Annotated in this window: 21 protein-coding genes; 14 read left to right on the forward strand and 7 right to left on the reverse strand. The window is 55.8% G+C overall.

Going from position 1 to position 20673, the window contains the following annotated elements:
• Positions 1 to 2: 2 nt before the first annotated feature.
• Positions 3 to 1163: a cystathionine gamma-synthase gene (metB, locus tag G0034_RS22550; RefSeq protein ID WP_014885697.1), complete on the reverse strand. Its 1161-nt coding sequence runs from the start codon at positions 1161 to 1163 to the stop codon at positions 3 to 5.
• Between the two features lie 275 nt (positions 1164 to 1438).
• Here metB and metJ point away from each other — a divergent pair, with 275 nt between their 5' ends.
• Positions 1439 to 1756, forward strand: a complete 318-nt coding sequence (gene metJ / locus G0034_RS22555; protein ID WP_006179183.1) for a met regulon transcriptional regulator MetJ — start codon at positions 1439 to 1441, stop codon at positions 1754 to 1756.
• A gap of 48 nt (positions 1757 to 1804) precedes the next feature.
• On the opposite strand, the gene rpmE is transcribed toward metJ, so the two are convergent.
• Positions 1805 to 2017: a 50S ribosomal protein L31 gene (gene rpmE, locus G0034_RS22560; RefSeq protein WP_003862040.1), complete on the reverse strand. Its 213-nt coding sequence runs from the start codon at positions 2015 to 2017 to the stop codon at positions 1805 to 1807.
• Positions 2018 to 2217: 200 nt separating this feature from the next.
• On the opposite strand from rpmE, the gene priA reads away from it, so the two are divergent.
• The 7 genes from priA to rraA all read left to right on the forward strand — a co-directional run bounded on the left by priA (position 2218) and on the right by rraA (position 10177).
• Entirely contained in the window at positions 2218 to 4413 is a 2196-nt protein-coding gene (priA, locus tag G0034_RS22565; protein ID WP_179121277.1) for a primosomal protein N', read from the forward strand.
• 119 nt (positions 4414 to 4532) lie between these two features.
• Positions 4533 to 5558: a DNA-binding transcriptional regulator CytR gene (gene cytR / locus G0034_RS22570; RefSeq protein ID WP_014885699.1), complete on the forward strand. Its 1026-nt coding sequence runs from the start codon at positions 4533 to 4535 to the stop codon at positions 5556 to 5558.
• Between the two features lie 93 nt (positions 5559 to 5651).
• Positions 5652 to 6641: a cell division protein FtsN gene (gene ftsN / locus G0034_RS22575; protein WP_014885700.1), complete on the forward strand. Its 990-nt coding sequence runs from the start codon at positions 5652 to 5654 to the stop codon at positions 6639 to 6641.
• A 94-nt stretch (positions 6642 to 6735) separates the two neighbouring features.
• Positions 6736 to 7266, forward strand: coding sequence for an ATP-dependent protease subunit HslV (gene hslV, locus G0034_RS22580; protein WP_008501802.1), 531 nt, complete (start codon positions 6736 to 6738; stop codon positions 7264 to 7266).
• 9 nt (positions 7267 to 7275) lie between these two features.
• Entirely contained in the window at positions 7276 to 8610 is a 1335-nt protein-coding gene (gene hslU / locus G0034_RS22585) for an ATP-dependent protease ATPase subunit HslU (protein ID WP_010436948.1), read from the forward strand.
• A gap of 68 nt (positions 8611 to 8678) precedes the next feature.
• Positions 8679 to 9599 (forward strand): 1,4-dihydroxy-2-naphthoate polyprenyltransferase, encoded by a 921-nt coding sequence (menA, locus tag G0034_RS22590; RefSeq protein ID WP_014885701.1) that lies wholly within the window; start codon positions 8679 to 8681, stop codon positions 9597 to 9599.
• A 92-nt stretch (positions 9600 to 9691) separates the two neighbouring features.
• Entirely contained in the window at positions 9692 to 10177 is a 486-nt protein-coding gene (gene rraA, locus G0034_RS22595; RefSeq protein WP_014885702.1) for a ribonuclease E activity regulator RraA, read from the forward strand.
• A gap of 77 nt (positions 10178 to 10254) precedes the next feature.
• On the opposite strand, the gene zapB is transcribed toward rraA, so the two are convergent.
• Positions 10255 to 10494 (reverse strand): septal ring assembly protein ZapB, encoded by a 240-nt coding sequence (zapB, locus tag G0034_RS22600; protein ID WP_008501806.1) that lies wholly within the window; start codon positions 10492 to 10494, stop codon positions 10255 to 10257.
• A 399-nt stretch (positions 10495 to 10893) separates the two neighbouring features.
• On the opposite strand from zapB, the gene G0034_RS22605 reads away from it, so the two are divergent.
• The 4 genes from G0034_RS22605 to fpr all read left to right on the forward strand — a co-directional run bounded on the left by G0034_RS22605 (position 10894) and on the right by fpr (position 15246).
• Positions 10894 to 11739, forward strand: coding sequence for an MIP/aquaporin family protein (locus G0034_RS22605; protein WP_014885705.1), 846 nt, complete (start codon positions 10894 to 10896; stop codon positions 11737 to 11739).
• Between the two features lie 21 nt (positions 11740 to 11760).
• The gene (gene glpK / locus G0034_RS22610; RefSeq protein WP_014885706.1) at positions 11761 to 13269 is read left to right on the forward strand and encodes a glycerol kinase GlpK; all 1509 of its coding nucleotides are present in this window, start codon (positions 11761 to 11763) and stop codon (positions 13267 to 13269) included.
• 123 nt (positions 13270 to 13392) lie between these two features.
• Positions 13393 to 14403 (forward strand): class II fructose-bisphosphatase, encoded by a 1011-nt coding sequence (glpX, locus tag G0034_RS22615; protein WP_023331601.1) that lies wholly within the window; start codon positions 13393 to 13395, stop codon positions 14401 to 14403.
• 96 nt (positions 14404 to 14499) lie between these two features.
• Positions 14500 to 15246 (forward strand): ferredoxin--NADP(+) reductase, encoded by a 747-nt coding sequence (fpr, locus tag G0034_RS22620; protein ID WP_014885708.1) that lies wholly within the window; start codon positions 14500 to 14502, stop codon positions 15244 to 15246.
• On the opposite strand, the gene G0034_RS22625 is transcribed toward fpr, so the two are convergent.
• The gene (locus G0034_RS22625) at positions 15247 to 15666 is read right to left on the reverse strand and encodes a DUF805 domain-containing protein (RefSeq protein WP_023331602.1); all 420 of its coding nucleotides are present in this window, start codon (positions 15664 to 15666) and stop codon (positions 15247 to 15249) included. It abuts the gene before it with no gap.
• Between the two features lie 112 nt (positions 15667 to 15778).
• On the opposite strand from G0034_RS22625, the gene G0034_RS22630 reads away from it, so the two are divergent.
• Both G0034_RS22630 and tpiA read left to right on the forward strand, forming a co-directional pair.
• Positions 15779 to 16375, forward strand: a complete 597-nt coding sequence (locus G0034_RS22630) for a DUF1454 family protein (protein WP_014885710.1) — start codon at positions 15779 to 15781, stop codon at positions 16373 to 16375.
• 111 nt (positions 16376 to 16486) lie between these two features.
• The gene (gene tpiA / locus G0034_RS22635) at positions 16487 to 17254 is read left to right on the forward strand and encodes a triose-phosphate isomerase (RefSeq protein ID WP_003862019.1); all 768 of its coding nucleotides are present in this window, start codon (positions 16487 to 16489) and stop codon (positions 17252 to 17254) included.
• Positions 17255 to 17335: 81 nt separating this feature from the next.
• Here tpiA and G0034_RS22640 read toward each other — a convergent pair whose 3' ends face one another.
• The 3 genes from G0034_RS22640 to G0034_RS22650 all read right to left on the reverse strand — a co-directional run bounded on the left by G0034_RS22640 (position 17336) and on the right by G0034_RS22650 (position 20554).
• Positions 17336 to 18640 carry an SLC13 family permease gene (locus G0034_RS22640; protein WP_032635169.1) on the reverse strand — a complete coding sequence of 435 codons (1305 nt, stop codon included), beginning with the start codon at positions 18638 to 18640 and terminating at the stop codon, positions 17336 to 17338.
• A gap of 73 nt (positions 18641 to 18713) precedes the next feature.
• Positions 18714 to 19457 (reverse strand): CDP-diacylglycerol diphosphatase, encoded by a 744-nt coding sequence (locus tag G0034_RS22645; protein WP_014885712.1) that lies wholly within the window; start codon positions 19455 to 19457, stop codon positions 18714 to 18716.
• Positions 19458 to 19564: 107 nt separating this feature from the next.
• Positions 19565 to 20554: a sulfate ABC transporter substrate-binding protein gene (locus tag G0034_RS22650; RefSeq protein ID WP_014885713.1), complete on the reverse strand. Its 990-nt coding sequence runs from the start codon at positions 20552 to 20554 to the stop codon at positions 19565 to 19567.
• Between the last annotated feature and the right edge of the window lie 119 nt (positions 20555 to 20673).

Raw genomic sequence — 20673 nt, forward strand, 5'->3', positions numbered from 1 at the left:
GATTACCCCTTGGCTGCGACCCGGAAGCCATTTTCCAGATCGGCAATTAAATCTTCAGAATCTTCAATACCGGTCGAGATACGCAGCAGCGTCTCGGAAATCCCGGCGGCGGCACGTGCTTCCGGTGCCATACCGGCGTGCGTCATGGTTGCGGCGTGGGAGATCAAGCTTTCAACCCCACCTAATGATTCCGCCAGCGTAAACAATGACAGCCCGCTCAGGAAGCGACGCAGCGTTTGCTCGTCGCCGTCCAGTTCAAAACTTAACATCGCGCCAAACCCTTTCTGCTGGCGCGCGGCAATCTCGTGCCCCTGGTTTTCCGGCAGCGACGGGTGATAAAGCTTCTTCACCAGCGGCTGGGTTTTCAGGAAATCGACAATGGCCTGGGCATTGCGCTGCGCCACTTCCATACGCGGAGAAAGCGTACGGATGCCGCGCAACAGCAGGTAGCTGTCGAACGCCCCGGCGGTGACGCCAATGTTATTGGCCCACCATGCCAGTTCCGTGACAACGTCGGGATCTTTTGCAATCACCACGCCCGCTACCACGTCAGAGTGGCCGTTCAGATATTTAGTGCATGAATGCAATACCAGATCAGCACCCAGTGCGAGTGGGTTCTGAAGGGCCGGACTGAGGAACGTATTATCCACTACACTTATCGCTCCCGCATCCCTTGCGAGCTGACAAATTTTCGCAATATCGACAACGCGCAACAATGGGTTGCTTGGACTTTCCACCAGAACGAGCTTTGGTTTCTCTGCCAGCGCCTGTTTCAGCGCCTGTTCGTCGTTTTGATCGACAAACAGCACGCGATAGCAGCCGCGTTTCGCCAGGCTATCAAACAGGCGATAGCTGCCGCCATAGCAGTCGTGCGGGGCCACCAGCAGGTCGCCCGGCTTCAGAAATACCGTCGTCACCAGGTGAATCGCAGACATCCCGGTGTTGGTCAATACGGCCCCTGCGCCCCCTTCCAGCTCGGCCAGCGCACGCTGGGTCACATCACGCGTAGGGTTGCCACGACGCGAGTAGTCGTGCGCGCGGGGTTCATTAAATCCGGTGAAATTGTAGGTACTGGAAAGATGAATCGGCGGGACAACGCAGCCGTACTGCTCGTCATCATTTAATCCGCTACGCACTGCAATAGTGGCCTGTTTACGCGTCATGGTGAGGGCTTCCTGGCGAATGAGGTGAAAAGTCAGGCACCAGAGTAAACATTCAAATTATGGACGTCAATACATCTGGACATCTAAACTTCTTTGCGTATAGATTGAGCAATGCGCAAATAGCCGTTAAAATTATATGCTTTAGTGCACGCTGCAGCGGCAATATCCGTGCCACGGTATCGTCTCTACGGTAAACTACGCAAGATTACGGTTCAAAACGGGCAGTGACCGGTTTGCACCTTTAGATTAATGACTGAGAGGATTAAAGGTATCTCATGGCTGAATGGAGCGGCGAATATATCAGCCCATACGCTGAGCACGGTAAGAAGAGTGAGCAAGTAAAGAAAATTACGGTTTCCATTCCTCTGAAGGTGTTGAAGATCCTCACCGATGAACGTACGCGTCGTCAGGTGAACAACCTGCGTCACGCGACCAATAGCGAACTGCTGTGCGAAGCGTTCCTGCATGCGTTTACCGGTCAACCGTTGCCAAACGATGACGATCTGCGCAAAGAGCGTAGCGACGAAATCCCGGAAGAGGCGAAGGTGATCATGCGTGAACTGGGTATTGACCCGGATACGTGGGAATACTGAGAAGCGGATACAAAAAAGGCACCTTGCGGTGCCTTTTTTTCGGGAAACTTATTTAGCGCCCGGGATGCTGAAACGCTTGTTGAAGCGGTCAACACGGCCACCGGTTGCAACATCACGCTGCTTACCAGTGTAGAACGGGTGGCATTTGCCGCACACGTCCAGGTTCAGATCGTGACCCACGGTGGAGCGGATCTGGATAGAGTTACCGCAAGAACAGTTTGCAGTAATCATTTCGTATTTCGGGTGAATATCTTTTTTCATGGGAGAACCTCAGTTAAGGCCGCGTCGCTCTTCCAGCCCTAACGCCAGACACCACGCGATGTTGAATGTAAGTTCTTTGGCGTAAAGTACACCAAAGGCGGCGAATCATACAGAATTTGACCAACGTATGCAAACTGATCCGCACGCCGCTTCCACTAATGTGTATACTAACGCGCCACTTTTCAAGTCAGGAAGATTCGATGCCCGTCGCTCACGTTGCCCTGCCCGTTCCGCTTCCCCGCACCTTTGACTACCTGCTGCCCGACAGCATGAGCGCCAAAGCGGGCTGTCGCGTGACCGTGCCGTTTGGCAAACAACAGCGTGTGGGGATCGTTGTTTCCGTCAGCGATAAAAGCGAACTCCCCCTTAATGAGCTGAAATCGGTCATTGAGGTACTGGACAGCGAACCGGTTTACTCCACCAGCACCTGGCGACTGCTACTGTGGGCGGCTGATTACTACCATCATCCGATTGGGGATGTCCTGTTCCACGCCCTGCCTATCCTGCTGCGCCAGGGTAAGAGCGCCAGCCATGCGCCGATGTGGTACTGGTTTGCCACCGAGCAAGGGCAAGCCGTAGACATTAATAGCCTCAAACGATCGCAGAAACAGCAGCAGGCGCTGGCCGCTCTACGCCAGGGTAACATCTGGCGGCATCAGGTCGACGAACTTGAGGTGAGCGAAGCCGCTTTACAGGCCCTGAGAAAGAAAGGTCTGAGCGAGCTGGCAAGCCAGGCCCCAGCCCTTCACGACTGGCGCGACGGCTTCTCCGTTTCAGGGGATCGTCTGCGCCTGAATACCGAGCAGGCCACCGCGGTCGGCGCCATTCACAGCGCCTCGGACCATTTTTCTGCCTGGCTGCTGGCGGGCGTCACCGGTTCCGGTAAGACCGAAGTGTATCTGAGCGTGCTGGAAAACGTGCTCGCGCAGGGCAAACAGGCGCTGGTCATGGTGCCGGAAATTGGCTTAACCCCTCAAACCATCGCTCGATTCCGCGAGCGCTTTAACGCGCCGGTTGAGGTCCTGCACTCCGGTCTGAACGACAGCGAACGCCTCAGCGCCTGGCTGAAAGCGAAAAATGGCGAAGCGGCGATTGTGATCGGCACCCGCTCGTCGCTGTTTACGCCGTTTAAAAATCTTGGCGTGATCGTGATCGACGAAGAGCACGACAGCTCCTATAAGCAACAGGAAGGCTGGCGCTACCATGCCCGCGATCTGGCAGTTTATCGCGCCCACAGCGAGCAAATTCCGATCATTCTCGGCTCCGCCACCCCTGCGCTCGAAACCCTGCACAACGTGCGCCAGCGCAAATATCATATGCTGCGTCTGACGCGTCGTGCCGGGAATGCCCGTCCGGCCATTCAGCACGTGCTCGATCTAAAAGGTCAGCAGGTTCAGGCCGGGCTAGCACCCGCATTGATTATCCGCATGCGTCAGCATTTGCAGGCGGGCAACCAGGTAATTCTGTTCCTCAACCGCCGCGGATTTGCACCCGCCCTGCTGTGCCACGACTGCGGCTGGATTGCGGAATGCCCACGCTGTGACCACTACTACACCTTCCATCAGGCACAGCGCCACCTGCGTTGTCACCACTGCGACAGCCAGCGTCCGGTGCCGCGCCAGTGTCCATCGTGCGGGTCAACGCATATCGTGCCGGTCGGACTAGGAACGGAACAGCTTGAGCAGGCGCTGGCGCCCTTCTTCCCTGACGTTCCAATCTCTCGTATCGACAGAGACACCACCAGCCGCAAGGGCGCGCTGGAACAGCAGCTCGCGGAAGTACATCGCGGCGGGGCGCGCATTCTGATTGGTACCCAAATGCTGGCAAAAGGGCACCACTTCCCGGACGTCACGCTGGTCGCCCTGCTGGACGTGGACGGCGCGCTGTTCTCTGCGGATTTCCGCGCGGCCGAGCGTTTTGCCCAGCTCTATACCCAGGTGGCCGGACGGGCAGGGCGCGCAGGCAAACAGGGCGAAGTGGTTCTGCAGACGCACCACCCTGAGCACCCGCTGCTGCAAACCCTGCTGCACAAAGGCTATGACGCCTTTGCCGAGCAGGCGCTGGCCGAACGACAGACCATGCAGCTGCCGCCGTGGACCAGCCACGTCATCATCCGCGCGGAAGATCATAACAACCAGCAGGCACCGCTTTTCCTGCAGCAGCTGAGAAATCTCCTGCAGGCCAGCCCCCTGGTGGATAATCAGCTGTGGATCCTGGGTCCGGTACCGGCGCTGGCGCCGAAACGCGGCGGACGTTTCCGCTGGCAAATTTTGCTCCAGCATCCTTCGCGGATCCGTTTACAGCACATTGTTAGCGGCACGCTGGCGCTGATCAACACCCTGCCTGAAGCACGTAAAGTGAAGTGGGTGCTGGACGTCGATCCCATCGAAGGCTGAAGACGGATCGAAAAATTTAACGCTCCTCACACTTTTTATGAAAATTCTGTAACCGATTCCATTAACTATCTGTAAAAATGGTGATGTCAGAAGTTCGGTGTTCAGGCGAGGAGAAGACGTTGAAGTCCAGGAAAGAGGTTGCCACGGCGACCATGAAAGACGTTGCCGAGAAAGCACAAGTCTCAACGGCAACCGTGTCCCGCGCATTAATGAACCCGGATAAAGTCTCCCAGGCGACCCGCAACCGGGTTGAGCAGGCTGCGCTTGAAGTGGGTTATTTCCCACAGGCGATGGGGCGCAACGTCAAACGCAATGAGTCACGCACAATCCTTGTGATTGTGCCGGACATCTGCGATCCCTTCTTCAGTGAGATTATCCGCGGTATAGAAGTGACGGCAGCGGAACAAGGCTACCTCGTTCTGATTGGCGACTGCGCCCATCAGAACCAGCAGGAAAAGACCTTTATCGACCTTATTATCACCAAGCAGATCGACGGCATGCTGCTGCTTGGCTCGCGCCTGCCGTTTGACGCCAGCATCGAAGAACAACGCAATTTACCGCCGATGGTCATGGCTAACGAGTTTGCCCCTGAACTTGAGCTGCCGACGGTCCATATCGATAACCTCACCGCCGCATTCAACGCGGTGAACTATCTTCAGGAGCTGGGGCATAAGCGCATTGGCTGTATTGCCGGGCCAGAAGAGATGCCGCTGTGCCACTACCGCCTGCAGGGCTACGTTCAGGCACTGCGCCGTACTGGCGTTACCGTCGATCCGCACTACATTGCCCGCGGTGATTTTACCTTCGCAGCCGGTGGCCAGGCGCTGGAGAAGCTTCTGGACCTGCCTGAACCGCCAACCGCCGTATTTTGTCACAGCGACGTGATGGCGCTGGGCGCGTTATCGTACGCCAAACGCCGCGGCCTGCGCATACCGAAAGATTTATCCATCATCGGATTCGATAATATTTCGCTTTCAGAATTTTGCGATCCGCCGCTCTCAACGGTCGCGCAACCGCGCTATCAAATCGGTCGCGAAGCGATGCTGCTTCTGCTGGATCAGCTTCACGGTCAAACAGTTAGCAGCGGCTCGCGGTTGCTGGACTGCGAACTGATAGTCCGGGGCTCTACCCAGGCATTGACTTAACGTAAACGTCTTTAGGACACCCTTATCTGGTCAAAGCCCCGCCGCTTAAGTAACATGGCGGGCTGACGAACGAATAAATACAGCGAAACGATAGTGGCACAACGAGATTATGTACGTCGCGGCCAGCCGGCACCTTCGCGACGCAAAAAGAGTAGCTCAAGGAAAAAGCAACGTAGCCTGCCTGCTGTCTCGCCAGCAATGGTCGCTATTGCTGCGGCTGTTGTCGTCGCCTTTATTGGTGGTCTGTACTTCATCACGCACCATAAAAAGGAAGAGTCCGAGGCGCTTCAGGCCAGTAAAGTGGCCGGTAATGGCCTTCCTCCGAAACCTGAAGAGCGCTGGCGCTATATCAAAGAGCTGGAAAGCCGCCAGCCTGGCGTGCGTGCGCCTACCGAGCCCTCTGCCGGTGGTGAAGTGAAGAATGCCGATCAGCTGACGGACGAGCAGCGCCAATTGCTGGCACAAATGCAGGCCGATATGCGCCAGCAGCCGACGCAGCTGAACGAAGTGCCATGGAATGAACAAACGCCAGCGCAGCGTCAGCAAACGTTGCAGTTGCAGCGTCAGCGCCAGGCTCAAATTCAGCAGCAACAGCAGCAGCAGTGGACGCAAACTCAGCCGGTACAGCAGCCGAAGGCACAGCCTTACCAGCAACCGCAGCAGCAGACGCGTACGGTACAATCTCAGCCTGTTCAGCAGCAGCCAAAAGCACAGCCGCAAAAACAGGCGGCTCAACCGTATCAGGATCTGCTCCAGACGCCAGCGCATACCACTGCACAGCAGCCGAAAACGCAGCAGGCTGCGCCGGTGACCAAAGAGACCGAAGCGCCGAAGCAGACGGCGGAGAAAAAAGACGAACGTCGCTGGATGGTACAGTGCGGTTCGTTTAAAGGTGCGGAGCAGGCCGAAACCGTGCGTGCTCAGCTGGCATTTGAAGGGTTTGATTCACGCATTACCACCAATAATGGCTGGAATCGCGTGGTGATTGGCCCGGTCAAAGGCAAAGAAAACGCCGATGGCACCCTTTCTCGTTTGAAAGTGGCCGGCCACACAAACTGCATTCGACTCGCCTCCGGGGGTTGAAACCCCCAAAATCTCCCCCATCTATCATTTAATTCAGCCCTGAGCACAGGCTCAGGGCTTCTGTTTCCCGAATTTGTAACCAGGGGGTCTGCTCGTGACAACAATAGTAAGTGTACGCCGTAACGGCCATGTGGTAATCGCCGGTGATGGCCAGGCCACGCTGGGTAATACCGTCATGAAAGGCAACGTGAAGAAAGTCCGTCGTCTCTATAACGACAAAGTGATCGCCGGTTTTGCAGGCGGTACAGCTGATGCCTTCACGCTGTTTGAACTGTTTGAACGCAAGCTTGAAATGCACCAGGGTCATCTGGTGAAAGCGGCCGTTGAGCTGGCAAAAGACTGGCGTACCGACCGTATGCTGCGCAAGCTCGAAGCGCTGCTGGCGGTAGCCGATGAAACCGCTTCGCTGATCATCACCGGTAACGGTGACGTTATTCAGCCTGAGAATGACCTGATTGCCATCGGCTCTGGCGGCCCTTATGCCCAGGCTGCAGCCCGCGCGCTGTTGGAAAATACCGACATGAACGCACGTGATATCGCGGTGAAGGCGTTGGATATTGCAGGTGATATCTGCATCTATACCAACCATAACCACACCATCGAAGAATTGACCTCCAAAGCGTAAGGATCTCCCATGTCTGAAATGACCCCACGCGAAATTGTCAGCGAACTGAACAAACACATTATCGGCCAGGATAACGCCAAGCGCTCCGTGGCTATCGCTCTGCGTAACCGCTGGCGTCGTATGCAGCTTGACGAAGAGCTGCGCCATGAAGTGACGCCGAAAAACATTCTGATGATCGGCCCAACCGGCGTCGGTAAAACCGAAATTGCCCGTCGTCTGGCGAAGCTGGCGAACGCGCCTTTCATCAAAGTCGAAGCTACCAAGTTCACCGAAGTGGGCTATGTGGGTAAAGAAGTGGACTCCATCATCCGCGATCTAACCGATTCGGCGATCAAAATGGTACGCGTCCAGGCAATTGAGAAAAACCGCTATCGCGCGGAAGAGATGGCCGAAGAGCGCATTCTCGACGTGCTGATCCCACCGGCGAAAAACAACTGGGGCCAGGCTGAGCAGCAGGCTGAACCGTCTGCCGCGCGTCAGGCATTCCGCAAAAAACTGCGTGAAGGCCAGCTGGATGATAAAGAGATTGAGATCGATCTTGCTGCCGCGCCAATGGGTGTAGAAATCATGGCACCTCCTGGCATGGAAGAGATGACCAGCCAGCTGCAGTCCATGTTCCAGAACCTGGGCGGCCAGAAGCAGAAAGCACGTAAGCTGAAAATCAAAGACGCGATGAAGCTGCTGATTGAAGAAGAAGCGGCGAAGCTGGTGAACCCGGAAGAGCTGAAGCAGGATGCTATCGACGCGGTTGAGCAGCACGGCATCGTGTTCATCGACGAAATAGACAAAATTTGTAAGCGCGGCGGCAACAGCTCCGGCCCGGACGTGTCCCGTGAAGGCGTTCAGCGCGACCTGCTGCCGCTGGTTGAAGGCTGCACCGTCTCCACCAAGCACGGTATGGTGAAAACGGACCACATCCTGTTTATCGCTTCCGGCGCGTTCCAGGTTGCCAGCCCGTCTGACCTGATCCCGGAACTGCAGGGTCGTCTGCCGATCCGCGTTGAACTGCAGGCGCTGACCACCGAAGATTTCGAACGCATCCTGACCGAGCCAAACGCCTCTGCGACCGTACAGTACAAAGCGCTGATGGCGACCGAAGGCGTGAACCTGGAGTTCACCGAAGACGGTATCAAACGTATCGCCCAGGCCGCGTGGCAGGTTAACGAAACCACCGAAAACATCGGTGCGCGTCGTCTGCATACCGTGCTGGAACGCCTGGTGGAGGATATCTCTTATGATGCGAGCGACCTTAACGGTCAAACCATTACCATTGACGCTGAATATGTGAGCAAACATCTTGATGCGTTAGTGGCAGATGAAGATCTTAGCCGTTTTATCCTATAATCGCGGTTATTGCATTCTCATCACCGTTAATGGGGGCTAATGCCCCCATTTTTATTGGCTAAATACTTATGACTGATATCAGCCGTACTCAGGCGTGGCTCGAAAGTCTACGCCCTAAAACGCTTCCTCTGGCCTTTGCCGCCATTATCGTCGGCACGGCACTTGCCTGGTGGCAAGGTTATTTTGATCCTCTGGTCGCTGCGCTGGCATTGATTACCGCAGGGCTGCTGCAAATTCTCTCCAATCTCGCTAACGACTACGGTGATGCGGTGAAAGGCAGTGACAAACCTGACCGTATCGGACCGCTGCGCGGGATGCAGAAAGGGGTGATTACCCAGGCACAGATGAAGCGCGCGCTGATTATCACCGTGGTACTGATTTGTTTATCGGGTCTGGCACTGGTGACGGTCGCCTCGAAAACCACCAGCGACTTCATCGGCTTCCTGGTGCTGGGCTTGCTCGCAATTATCGCGGCCATTACCTACACCGTCGGTACGCGTCCTTACGGGTATATTGGCCTCGGGGATATCTCCGTGCTGGTGTTCTTCGGCTGGCTGAGCGTGATGGGGAGTTGGTACCTGCAGGTGCATACCGTTATCCCTGCCCTTTTCCTGCCCGCAACCGCCTGCGGTCTGCTGGCTACGGCGGTACTCAACATCAATAACCTGCGCGATATCGACAGTGACCGTGAGAACGGTAAAAACACGCTGGCGGTACGTCTGGGGCCGGTCAATGCGCGCCGCTATCATGCCTGCCTGCTGATTGGTGCCCTGGTTTGTCTGGCACTGTTTAATCTGATCTCGCTGCACAGCGTATGGGGCTGGCTGTTTATACTCGCCGCGCCGCTGCTGATTAAGCAGGCCCGCTTCGTCATGCGTGAACTTAGCCCGGCCGCGATGCCGCCGATGCTGGAACGAACGGTAAAAGGCGCCCTGCTGACTAACCTGTTGTTCGTCATTGGGATTGTCTTAAGCCAGACGCTCAGTTAGCTGACAAATATCAATTAACAATTGATGATTTTGCCAACAACGCATTTAGCACGATATACTGAACACATTCGCAGCAACTGAGCGGTAAACCTATGAAATACGATACCTCCGAGCTTTGTGACATCTACCAGGAAGATGTCAACGTCGTTGAACCGCTGTTCTCCAACTTTGGTGGACGGTCGTCGTTTGGCGGACAAATCGTCACGGTGAAATGTTTCGAGGACAACGGGTTGCTGTACGATCTGCTCGAACAGAACGGTCGTGGCCGCGTTTTGGTCGTCGATGGCGGCGGTTCCGTGCGTCGCGCTCTGATAGATGCAGAGCTGGCCGGCATTGCCGTGCAGAACGAGTGGGAAGGCATTGTGGTGTACGGTTCCGTGCGCCAGGTGGACGATCTCGAAGACCTGGATATCGGGATTCAGGCGATTGCGGCCATTCCGGTAGGCGCAGCGGGTGACGGCATCGGTGAAAGCGACGTCCGCGTCAATTTTGGCGGCGTGACCTTCTTCTCCGGCGACCATCTTTACGCTGATAACACCGGGATTATTCTTTCGGAAGATCCGCTGGATATTGAGTAATAAAACAGTAAGCGTAAATCATAAAAAAACCGCCAATAACAATGTGGCGGTTTTTTTTGTCCCGCGGGCAATGGGAATCAGACTTCTTCCATACGTCCCAGCAGCGCCTGCAGGCGATCCTGCCAGCCGTTCTGCTGTTCGCGCAGCTGGTTGTTTTCACGCTCCAGTTCTTCGCGGCTGTGCTGCGCGTTCTGCACTTCCTGCGCCAGGCTGTTGTTTTTCTCTTTCAGCTCTTCAATTTCCATTTGCAGCAGCGTGATGGTGTCAATCGCCTGCTGTACTTTCGATTCCAGTTTCTCAAACACTTCTAAAGACATGATGCTACCTCTCCTGAATTGCAAGGCGACGCTTTAACGTAAACGCGCACGACATATTTCATCGATTGTATGGAGCGCGGCGCTCTGTGTCCAGCGACACGCCGCGTAGATCGCGGTTTGCAACACTTTTCGGTCTCGTCCTGGTGCGTTCGCGGCATATACCACTAAGTTGTTAACTCATTCGTTAATGAAATGATTCAGCTCACATTCCATTTCTGATGCAAAAACGCGCTTTATGGCGCGAAAACGCTCATTTTATTGACGCAGACCACACATTTTGATTTCGATATTTCTCGTTTTTGCTCGTTAACGATAAATTAACACTATGTCTACAGGGCATCGTGGCTGTCACGGGCGACCACGCTAACAATAAACATCAATTTCTTCAGGATTCCGATTATGAGTCAGACATCAACCTTAAAAGGCCAGTGCATTGCCGAGTTCCTTGGTACCGGGTTGTTGATATTCTTCGGAGTGGGCTGTGTCGCTGCACTGAAAGTGGCGGGTGCCAGTTTTGGTCAGTGGGAAATCAGTATCATCTGGGGTCTGGGCGTGGCGATGGCCATCTACCTGACTGCAGGGGTTTCTGGTGCACATCTTAACCCGGCGGTGACTATCGCACTGTGGCTGTTCGCGTGCTTCGACGGACGCAAAGTTGTTCCCTTCATTCTTTCTCAGTTTGCCGGCGCGTTTTGTGCAGCGGCGTTAGTTTACGGGCTTTATTACAATCTTTTCATCGACTTCGAACAGACGCATCATATGGTGCGCGGCAGCGTCGAAAGTCTGGATCTGGCAGGCATCTTCTCAACCTATCCAAACCCGCATATCAATTTTGTGCAGGCGTTCGCAGTTGAAATGGTGATTACCGCTATTCTGATGGGCGTTATCCTGGCGCTGACCGACGACGGAAACGGCATTCCGCGTGGCCCGCTGGCACCTTTGCTGATTGGTCTGCTGATTGCGGTGATCGGCGCATCCATGGGCCCGCTGACCGGGTTTGCGATGAACCCGGCGCGTGATATCGGACCGAAAGCCTTCGCGTTTATCGCGGGATGGGGCGACGTGGCCTTTACTGGCGGGAAAGATATCCCTTACTTCCTGGTACCGCTGTTTGCGCCGGTAGTTGGGGCTGCGCTGGGCGCGTTTAGCTACCGCAAATTAATTGGTCGCCACTTACCGTGCGACACCTGTGTGGAAGAGGAGAAGGAAACGACTTCTACCGCACAACAAAAAGCTTCGCTGTAATCTGACTACGGGACACATACCATGACCGAAAAAAAATATATCGTTGCGCTCGACCAGGGCACTACCAGCTCCCGCGCTGTCGTAATGGATCATGACGCGAACATTGTCAGCGTGTCTCAACGTGAATTTGAGCAAATTTACCCTCGTCCAGGCTGGGTAGAACATGACCCAATGGAGATCTGGGCTTCACAAAGCTCAACGCTGGTTGAAGTACTGGCGAAAGCCGATATCAGTTCCGACGAGATTGCCGCTATCGGTATTACCAACCAGCGTGAAACGACGATTGTCTGGGAACGCGAAACCGGTAAGCCTATCTATAACGCTATTGTCTGGCAGTGCCGCCGTACCTCAGAAATCTGTGAACAGCTGAAGCGTGACGGGATGGAAGAGTACGTGCGCAGCGCCACCGGTCTGGTGGTTGACCCGTACTTCTCCGGCACCAAAGTGAAGTGGATCCTCGACCACGTGGAAGGTTCACGCGAGCGTGCAAAACGCGGCGAGCTGCTGTTCGGGACCGTTGATACCTGGCTTATCTGGAAGATGACCCAGGGACGCGTTCACGTTACCGACTACACCAACGCCTCGCGTACCATGCTGTTCAACATCAACACCCTGGAGTGGGATGACAAGATGCTGGACGCGCTGGATATCCCACGCGCGATGCTGCCTGAAGTGCGCAAGTCTTCAGAAGTCTACGGTCAGACCAACATTGGCGGTAAAGGCGGCACCCGTATTCCTATCGCCGGTATCGCCGGTGACCAGCAGGCGGCACTGTTCGGCCAGCTGTGCGTCAAAGAAGGGATGGCGAAGAACACCTACGGCACCGGCTGCTTTATGCTGATGAATACCGGTGAGAAAGCGGTGAAATCAGAAAACGGCCTGCTGACCACCATCGCCTGCGGCCCTCGCGGTGAAGTGAACTACGCCCTGGAAGGTGCGGTGTTTATGGCGGGTGCGTCTATTCAGTGGCTGCGTGACGAGATGAAGCTGATTAGCGATGCCTTCGACTCCGAATACTTTGCAACCAAAGTGAAGGACACCAACGGTGTGTACGTGGTGCCAGCGTTCACCGGCCTGGGCGCACCGTACTGGGATCCCTATGCACGCGGTGCGATTTTCGGTCTGACGCGTGGTGTGAACTCGAACCACATTATTCGCGCCACCCTGGAATCCATTGCCTACCAGACGCGCGACGTGCTGGAAGCGATGCAGGCAGACTCCGGCATTCGCCTGCACGCCCTGCGCGTGGACGGCGGCGCGGTAGCGAATAACTTCCTGATGCAGTTCCAGTCCGACATTCTGGGTACCCGCGTTGAGCGCCCTGAAGTGCGTGAAGTCACGGCGCTGGGTGCGGCATATCTTGCCGGTCTGGCGGTAGGCTTCTGGCAGAACCTGGACGAGCTGCAGGAAAAAGCGGTTATCGAACGCGAGTTCCGCCCGGGCATCGAAACCACCGAGCGCAACTTCCGCTACAGCGGCTGGAAGAAAGCAGTGAAGCGCGCCCTGGCGTGGGAAGAGCACGACGAGTAATCCTATATTCCCTCTCCCATGGGGAGAGGGTCAGGGAGAGGGGCCCAAACAGCACCGGTCCCCTCTCCCCTCCCCACTCTGTGATAAACTTCGTGCAATTCCTTTTGATTGCACGAGTACCTCATGAAACGTGAACTTGCTATCGAGTTTTCCCGCGTCACCGAAGCGGCCGCCCTCGCAGGCTATAAATGGCTGGGGCGTGGCGACAAAAATACCGCGGACGGTGCTGCTGTCCATGCCATGCGCATTGTACTTAACCAGGTCAACATCGACGGCACTATCGTCATTGGCGAAGGCGAGATCGACGAAGCGCCAATGCTCTATATCGGTGAAAAAGTCGGTACCGGCAAAGGCGATGCGGTGGATATCGCCGTAGACCCGATTGAAGGCACCCGCATGACGGCGATGGGGCAGGCCAACGCGCTTGCGGTTCTGGCCGTGGGCGATAAAGGCTGCTTCCTTAACGCGCCGGATATGTACATGGAAAAGCTGATAGTCGGTCCTGGTGCGAAGGGCGCAATCGACCTCAGCCTGCCGCTGGAAGAGAACCTGCGCAACATCGCCAGAGCTTTGGGCAAACCCCTGAGTGAACTGACCGTGACGATTCTGGCAAAACCGCGCCACGACGCCACCATCGCGCAGATGCAAAAGCTCGGCGTGCGCGTGTTTGCCATTCCGGATGGCGATGTTGCCGCCTCAATTCTGACCTGCATGCCGGACAGCGAAGTAGACGTGCTGTACGGCATCGGCGGTGCGCCGGAGGGCGTGGTCTCGGCGGCGGTGATCCGCGCGCTGGACGGCGATATGCAGGCGCGCCTGCTGCCCCGCCATGAGGTGAAAGGCGACAGCGACGAGAACCGCCGTATCGGTGAAAACGAGCTGGCGCGCTGCGAAGCAATGGGTATCGAAGCCAATAAGGTTCTCGCGCTGAATGAAATGGCACGCAGCGACAACGTTGTCTTCTCCGCCACCGGCATCACCAAAGGTGACCTGCTGGACGGCATCACCCGCAAGGGCAATATGGCGACCACCGAAACGCTGCTGATCCGCGGTAAATCGCGCACCATTCGCCGCATTCAGTCCATCCACTATCTCGATCGTAAAGACCCGGACGTACAGACGCACATTCTGTAAAACCGTTTGATCGATAGAGCTTTCCGGCCCGAAGGGGCTGGAAATGTTTCCCACAAGTACGGAAGATAGAACAGAGAAACAGCACAGGAGAAGATCATGGCGGACTGGGTAACAGGTAAAGTCACAAAGATAGAGTTCTGGACCGATGCGCTATTTAGTCTCACCCTGCATGCTCCCGTTCACCCGTTTAAGGCCGGACAATTTGCGAAGCTGGGGCTGGATGTCGACGGCGAACGCGTGCAGCGCGCCTACTCTTACGTTAACGCGCCGGATAATCCGGATCTTGAGTTCTATCTGGTGACCGTCCCGGACGGTAAGCTCAGCCCGCGCCTTGCCGCCCTTAAGCCCGGTGACGATGTGCAAATTGTGAGTGAAGCAGCAGGTTTCTTTGTACTCGAAGAGATCCCTGATTGTGACACGCTCTGGATGCTGGCAACCGGCACGGCCATTGGCCCCTACCTCTCCATTCTGCAATATGGCAAAGACCTTGAGCGCTTTAAAAACATCGTGCTGGTGCATGCTGCGCGCTACGCCGCAGACCTGAGCTACTTGCCGCAGATGCAGGCGCTGGAACAGCGATATGGCGGGAAGCTGAAAATTCAGACCGTCGTCAGCCGCGAAACCGTAGCAGGTACGCTGACCGGTCGCGTGCCGGCGTTAATTGAGAGTGGTGTGCTGGAAAACGCAGTGGGTTTGCCGATGACTGCAGACACCAGCCACGTCATGCTGTGTGGTAACCCGCAGATGGTTCGGGATACGCAACAGCTTCTGAAGGATACCCGGCAGATGACGAAACATCTTCGCCGCCGACCGGGTCATATGACTGCCGAACACTACTGGTGATCAGCGGTACTTCACCTCAAGGGTGTCTTTACCGTATTTATTTTCGCTCTGGGTGCCGATAAACGCGCCCAGATCGACAATCATCATCACGAAGATAACGGACGGCAGCAGTCTGCCCACCACCCAGGGAAGAATGGACGGCAGCATCCCCCAGTTCCCTGCGACCAGCATCCACGCCAGAATAATCAGAAAGGCCCACGCGCCGGAACGGCCACGATCGTGAAGACGTTTCACCACCACGGCAGCCGTTGGCCACAGCAAACAGACCAGCGCAAAAGCCGCCGTTTGCGTGCTCAACCAGGCATTGTACGCAACGAAAAACAGAAGCAGCATGGCGACAACCCACGTCACCATCCAGACCCAGAAATCACGGCGTCCGATACGCCCTTTGAATGAAAACAGCCACTGCTGTATGGTCATGTAAGGTTCCTTATTATCATTTAGTCCGCATTTTACCCTGGAGTTGTGACCTTTTGACAAGCCGGGCAGATATCGTTTTAATCATGAGCACTTACGGCCAGGGGCAATGTTGATGAAAAGTTCGGCACACACTCTCTTCCTGTGTATAGCGATGCTTGGCGCGGGTTTTCCGCTGCACGCCGCCGACACGTCGGCCCCTACCACAGCACCCTATTTGCTGGCAGGCGCGCCGTCGTTCGATCAATCCATCAGTCAGTTTCGTGAAACCTTCAATCAGACCAACCCTACGTTGCCGCTGGATGAGTTTCGCGCGATTGATAGCTCTCGTGATACCCCAACCCTGACCCGCGCGGCGAGCAAGATAAACGAAAACTTGTATGCCTCCACGGCGCTGGAGCGTGGGACGTTAAAAATCAAAAGCATGCAAATCACCTGGCTACCGATCCAGGGCCCAGAGCAGAAAGCGGCAAAAACGAAGGCGCAGGAGTACATGAGCGCGGTATTACAGGCGTTTACGCCCGCGCTGACGAAAAAGCAAAGCCAGCAAAAGCTGCAAAAGCTGCTGGCCGCGGGTAAAAACAAGCGGTACTACGCCACAACTGAAGGGGCAATTCGCTATGTGGTGGCGGATAACGGCGAAAAAGGACTGACCTTCGCAGTTGAACCGATTAAGCTGGCGCTATCTGACACCCTCGGCGGGGCGAATTAATGACAAAAAGCAAAGCCTTTCGAGGGAAAATCTCTATACTGATTCACAGACCATGCTGCCCGACAGGGCGGCCATATTCCTTAATTCGCTTATTTAGCGTGGAGAATTGAAATGCGACATCCTTTAGTGATGGGTAACTGGAAACTGAACGGCAGCCGCCACATGGTAAACGAACTGGTTGCGAACCTGCGTAAAGAGCTGGCTGGCGTAACGGGCTGCGCGGTTGCTATCGCTCCGCCGGATATGTACCTGGACCTGGCTAAACGCGCCGCTGACGGCAGCCACATCATTCTGGGTGCACAGAACGTTGACGTTAATCTGTCTGGCGCGTTCACCGGTGAAACTTCCGCTGAAATGCTGAAAGATATCGGCGCAAAATACATCATCATCGGCCACTCAGAGCGTCGCACCTACCACAAAGAATCCGACGAGTTCATCGCGAAGAAATTCGCTGTGCTGAAAGAGCAGGGTCTGATCCCGGTTCTGTGCATCGGTGAAACCGAAGCAGAAAACGAAGCGGGCAAAACCGAAGAAGTGTGCGCACGTCAGATCGACGCGGTTCTGAAAACGCAGGGCGCAGCAGCGTTCGAAGGTGCAGTCATTGCTTACGAGCCAGTCTGGGCGATCGGTACCGGCAAATCTGCAACGCCAGCGCAGGCTCAGGCCGTGCACAAATTCATCCGTGACCACATTGCTAAAGCCGATGCGAAAGTGGCTGAGCAAGTGATTATCCAGTACGGCGGTTCCGTAAACGCTTCCAACGCTGCTGAGCTGTTCACCCAGCCAGACATCGATGGCGCGCTGGTTGGCGGTGCATCCCTGAAAGCTGACGCTTTCGCGGTGATCGTTAAAGCGGCAGAAGCGGCTAAACAGGCGTAATTGCCTTTGGGGCGGGTGGCGCTTCGCTAACCCGCCCTACGCTCTTCTCCTCCCTCTCCCTTCGGGAGAGGGTTGGGCGGACTACACTTTCCCCAGCAAGCTAAACCACAGATAATCCAGCGGCAGCAGCACCAGATACGTCGCAACAGCCAGCGCCAGACAGAGCATCATCCCCGCCTTTGCAGGCACCTTCCCTAGCCCCATCGCCACAACAATCGGCGACGCCTGATACGGCAGCAGCGGCGTGGAATAACCCAGTACCTGAATCATAATCACCGACAGCAGCGGGAAGCCGGTGGCATCTGAGAAGCTCTGTGCCAGGGTGGTATACAGCGCCGGAACGCCGTTGGCAGTCATAATGAAGTTGAGCGCGGTGGTGATACCGGTCAGCGCCAGGAAACTGGTGAACGGTTTGTCTGCGTCCAGCGGCATAATGCGGAGCAACGCTTCGCCCACCGCCGTACCGATACCGGTTTGCGTTACCACGATGGCCAGCCCAAGAATGCCTGCAACATAGAGGCAGGTACGCATATTCACCCCCGCAGAAAACTCTTCCCCGGTGATAAAACCAACGCGCGGCAGCATAACGATGACGGACGCCGCCAGCCCAGTCCATGCCGGCCCAATACCATGCCAGCTCTCCGTGACCCACATCACCAGCACCACCGCCAGCAGCCAGGCGAGGCGCTTTTCATCCTGCCCCATGGGTTCAGATGGCGCCAGATCCTTCGGCGGTTTTGGGCTGCCGGGGAATAACCAGCAGATGAGGCCAATCAGGATCAGTCCTTTGAGAATGCCCAGCACCGGGGTGTGCAGCAGCAGATACGGAACATAGTTCAGGTGGATGCCGTACGAGCCTTCCGCCGCACCGCTCATCACCAGGTTAGGGACGTTAGCAGGCAGGATAGTTGCCGAGAGCTGGAAAGTGCCGAACCCCACAGCCAGCGCCAGACCAAACCAGGCGCGGGAACCGTCAGGGATACCGGCACGTTTCGCCATCGCCGCAACAATCGGCATCAGCAGCGCAATACGCCCCATATTTGACGGCATCACAAACGCCAACGCATAGCTCAGCAGCACCACACTCGCCACCATCACTATCCAGGAATCGGTAAGCTTTGCTGACAGCGCCCGGGCGGCCCTGTCAGCCAGACCGGTTTTACGGATCGCCACCCCCAGTACAAAACCGCTGAATACCAGCCAGAAAGCCGACGAGGCAAAGCCGCCGAAAATGGCTTCCGGCGGGGCGATTCTGGCGGCCATCGCTGCCGTGAAAAACAGCAGCGCGGTGATAAATTCTGGCAGTAGCGACGTCGCCCATAGCACGATGGTGACGCCAACAATCAACGAAGGCAGCAGCAGAGGATGAGATAACCAGAGCGACATACCTGTCTCCTGTAGATTTTTTCAGCAAGTCTACGGCGACAGGCAGGACGAGTAAACGCTATTTATGGTGGGGTCACTTCAGGATAGTGCATTGATGATCCTGCAATTCCTCAGCCGAGGCGCGGTTAAGCATGAGCAGGTTTCGCTCGGTCGCCAGCAAAACAAACGAACCATCCGACTGCTGCGCCATCGCCAGCGCAAAGCGCCCCATGTGGTCGCGCGCTTCGGGTAGCTCTTCCGCCAGCATCATAAACGGGCTGCGCTGGACCAGTTCATTCTCCGTTACCCGTCGGGCAAGATACTCGTGCCCCTCCAGCCCACCGGGTAGAGGTAGCCACTGGGTGCTGATGTCGCCCTGTGCCGCATTGAGTTTCTCACGTACGTCCGGGCGCAGACAGGAGATATGAATATGGAAATGGTTCTGCGTACGGCCAGTCGGCGAGTTAATCGTCAGTGAAATGGCGCTGTCAGGCACCTCAGATCCCCGCTTCAGGGTCATAAAGCTGCGCGACTGCCACGCCAGCCAGAAGAAATTTGGCGTGTGAGGCTCGGTCAGGAGCGGGCTTTCGGTTCCATTAATGCGGTATGTCGGCATCAGCAGATACTGCAACGGCCCGTTGCGGTCTTTAAATACGACATAGCCCGCATCAGGCTTCACCTGTGCGCAGGGTGCCGGGTTACGGTGTTGCAGTTGATTAGGCAGGCACTGGTCGAGAACGATATGACGCAACGCATTCGGATTACCCGCTTTTATCCAGTACACGCCGCCAGCGGCAAGGGCGATGATAATAAGGATCAATAAGATAATTTTTTTCACAACGCGTTCCCTGTTTTCGATAGAGGCGAAAGAGTAACGCAAAATGATGACCAAATAAAAAACCCGGTGGATTTCTCACACCGGGTTACCGTGCCGTTTGATAACGCTTAGCGCTGGCTAATCTGGTCGAAGGTGCCGCCATTAGAGAAGTGCTCTTTCTGCGCTTTCGTCCAGCCGCCGAACACATCATCAATGGTGAAGAGCTTCAGTTTCGGAAATTCCCCTTCATATTTCTTCGCAACAGCCGCATCGCGTGGACGATAGTAGTTTTTCGCCGCAATTTCCTGGCCTTCAGGCGAGTAGAGATATTTCAGGTAGGCTTCCGCCACCGCTTTTGTCCCTTTCTTATCAACCACTTTGTCGACCACGGAAACAGTCGGCTCGGCAAGAATAGACTCGCCTGGGGTCACAATCTCGAACTTGTCTTTGCCCAGCTCGTGGGTGGCCAGCAGGGCTTCGTTTTCCCATGCGATCAGCACGTCGCCGATACCGCGCTCGACGAAGGTGTTGGTGGCGCCACGCGCGCCGGAGTCCAGCACTTCGACGTTTTTGTACAGCGCTTTCACGAACTCCTGCGCTTTGGCCTGGTCACCGTTGTTGTGATGCAGCGCGTAACCCCAGGCCGCCAGGTAGTTCCAGCGAGCGCCGCCCGAGCTTTTCGGGTTTGGTGTAATCACTGACACGCCCGGTTTTACCAGGTCGTTCCAGTCTTTAATCTGTTTCGGGTTGCCTTTGCGTACCAGGAAGACGATGGTCGAGGTGTATGGCGCAGAGTTATCCGGCAGGCGTTTGATCCAGTTTTTGTCGATACGACCACGCTCGGCAATGGCGTCGACATCGTAGGCCAGCGCCAGGGTCACCACATCGGCTTCGATACCGTTGATGACGGAGGTCGCCTGTTTACCGGAGCCGCCGTGAGACTGGCGAACCACGACATTGTCGCCAGTTTCCTGTTTCCAGTGCGCCGCAAATGCTTTGTTGTACTGCTCGTACAGCTCACGCGTCGGGTCGTAAGACACGTTCAGTAACTGGATGTCCTTCGCCAGAACGCTGGTCGATGCCAGCAATAATGTTAAACCCACGCCCCATTTATTCATCGCCCGGCTCTCTTGTGTAGTGTTTTGATGAATGCAGCGTGCCAGAAAGCGATTCGATGATTAAAGAATAAAAAAAGATTGGCTATAACGTAGAGGAATAAAAAGAAGAATGTGAGCAG

This window comes from Enterobacter sp. T2 (genome assembly GCF_010692925.1).
GTDB lineage: Bacteria > Pseudomonadota > Gammaproteobacteria > Enterobacterales > Enterobacteriaceae > Enterobacter > Enterobacter kobei.

Coding starts and splice junctions, on each gene's coding strand:
- metB (WP_014885697.1), bottom strand. CDS start 1,163: ATGACGCGTAAACAGGCCACTATTGCAGTGCGTAGCGGATTAAATGAT.
- metJ (WP_006179183.1), top strand. CDS start 1,439: ATGGCTGAATGGAGCGGCGAATATATCAGCCCATACGCTGAGCACGGT.
- rpmE (WP_003862040.1), bottom strand. CDS start 2,017: ATGAAAAAAGATATTCACCCGAAATACGAAATGATTACTGCAAACTGT.
- priA (WP_179121277.1), top strand. CDS start 2,218: ATGCCCGTCGCTCACGTTGCCCTGCCCGTTCCGCTTCCCCGCACCTTT.
- hslU (WP_010436948.1), top strand. CDS start 7,276: ATGTCTGAAATGACCCCACGCGAAATTGTCAGCGAACTGAACAAACAC.
- menA (WP_014885701.1), top strand. CDS start 8,679: ATGACTGATATCAGCCGTACTCAGGCGTGGCTCGAAAGTCTACGCCCT.
- rraA (WP_014885702.1), top strand. CDS start 9,692: ATGAAATACGATACCTCCGAGCTTTGTGACATCTACCAGGAAGATGTC.
- zapB (WP_008501806.1), bottom strand. CDS start 10,494: ATGTCTTTAGAAGTGTTTGAGAAACTGGAATCGAAAGTACAGCAGGCG.
- G0034_RS22605 (WP_014885705.1), top strand. CDS start 10,894: ATGAGTCAGACATCAACCTTAAAAGGCCAGTGCATTGCCGAGTTCCTT.
- glpK (WP_014885706.1), top strand. CDS start 11,761: ATGACCGAAAAAAAATATATCGTTGCGCTCGACCAGGGCACTACCAGC.
- glpX (WP_023331601.1), top strand. CDS start 13,393: ATGAAACGTGAACTTGCTATCGAGTTTTCCCGCGTCACCGAAGCGGCC.
- fpr (WP_014885708.1), top strand. CDS start 14,500: ATGGCGGACTGGGTAACAGGTAAAGTCACAAAGATAGAGTTCTGGACC.
- G0034_RS22625 (WP_023331602.1), bottom strand. CDS start 15,666: ATGACCATACAGCAGTGGCTGTTTTCATTCAAAGGGCGTATCGGACGC.
- G0034_RS22630 (WP_014885710.1), top strand. CDS start 15,779: ATGAAAAGTTCGGCACACACTCTCTTCCTGTGTATAGCGATGCTTGGC.
- tpiA (WP_003862019.1), top strand. CDS start 16,487: ATGCGACATCCTTTAGTGATGGGTAACTGGAAACTGAACGGCAGCCGC.
- G0034_RS22640 (WP_032635169.1), bottom strand. CDS start 18,640: ATGTCGCTCTGGTTATCTCATCCTCTGCTGCTGCCTTCGTTGATTGTT.
- G0034_RS22650 (WP_014885713.1), bottom strand. CDS start 20,554: ATGAATAAATGGGGCGTGGGTTTAACATTATTGCTGGCATCGACCAGC.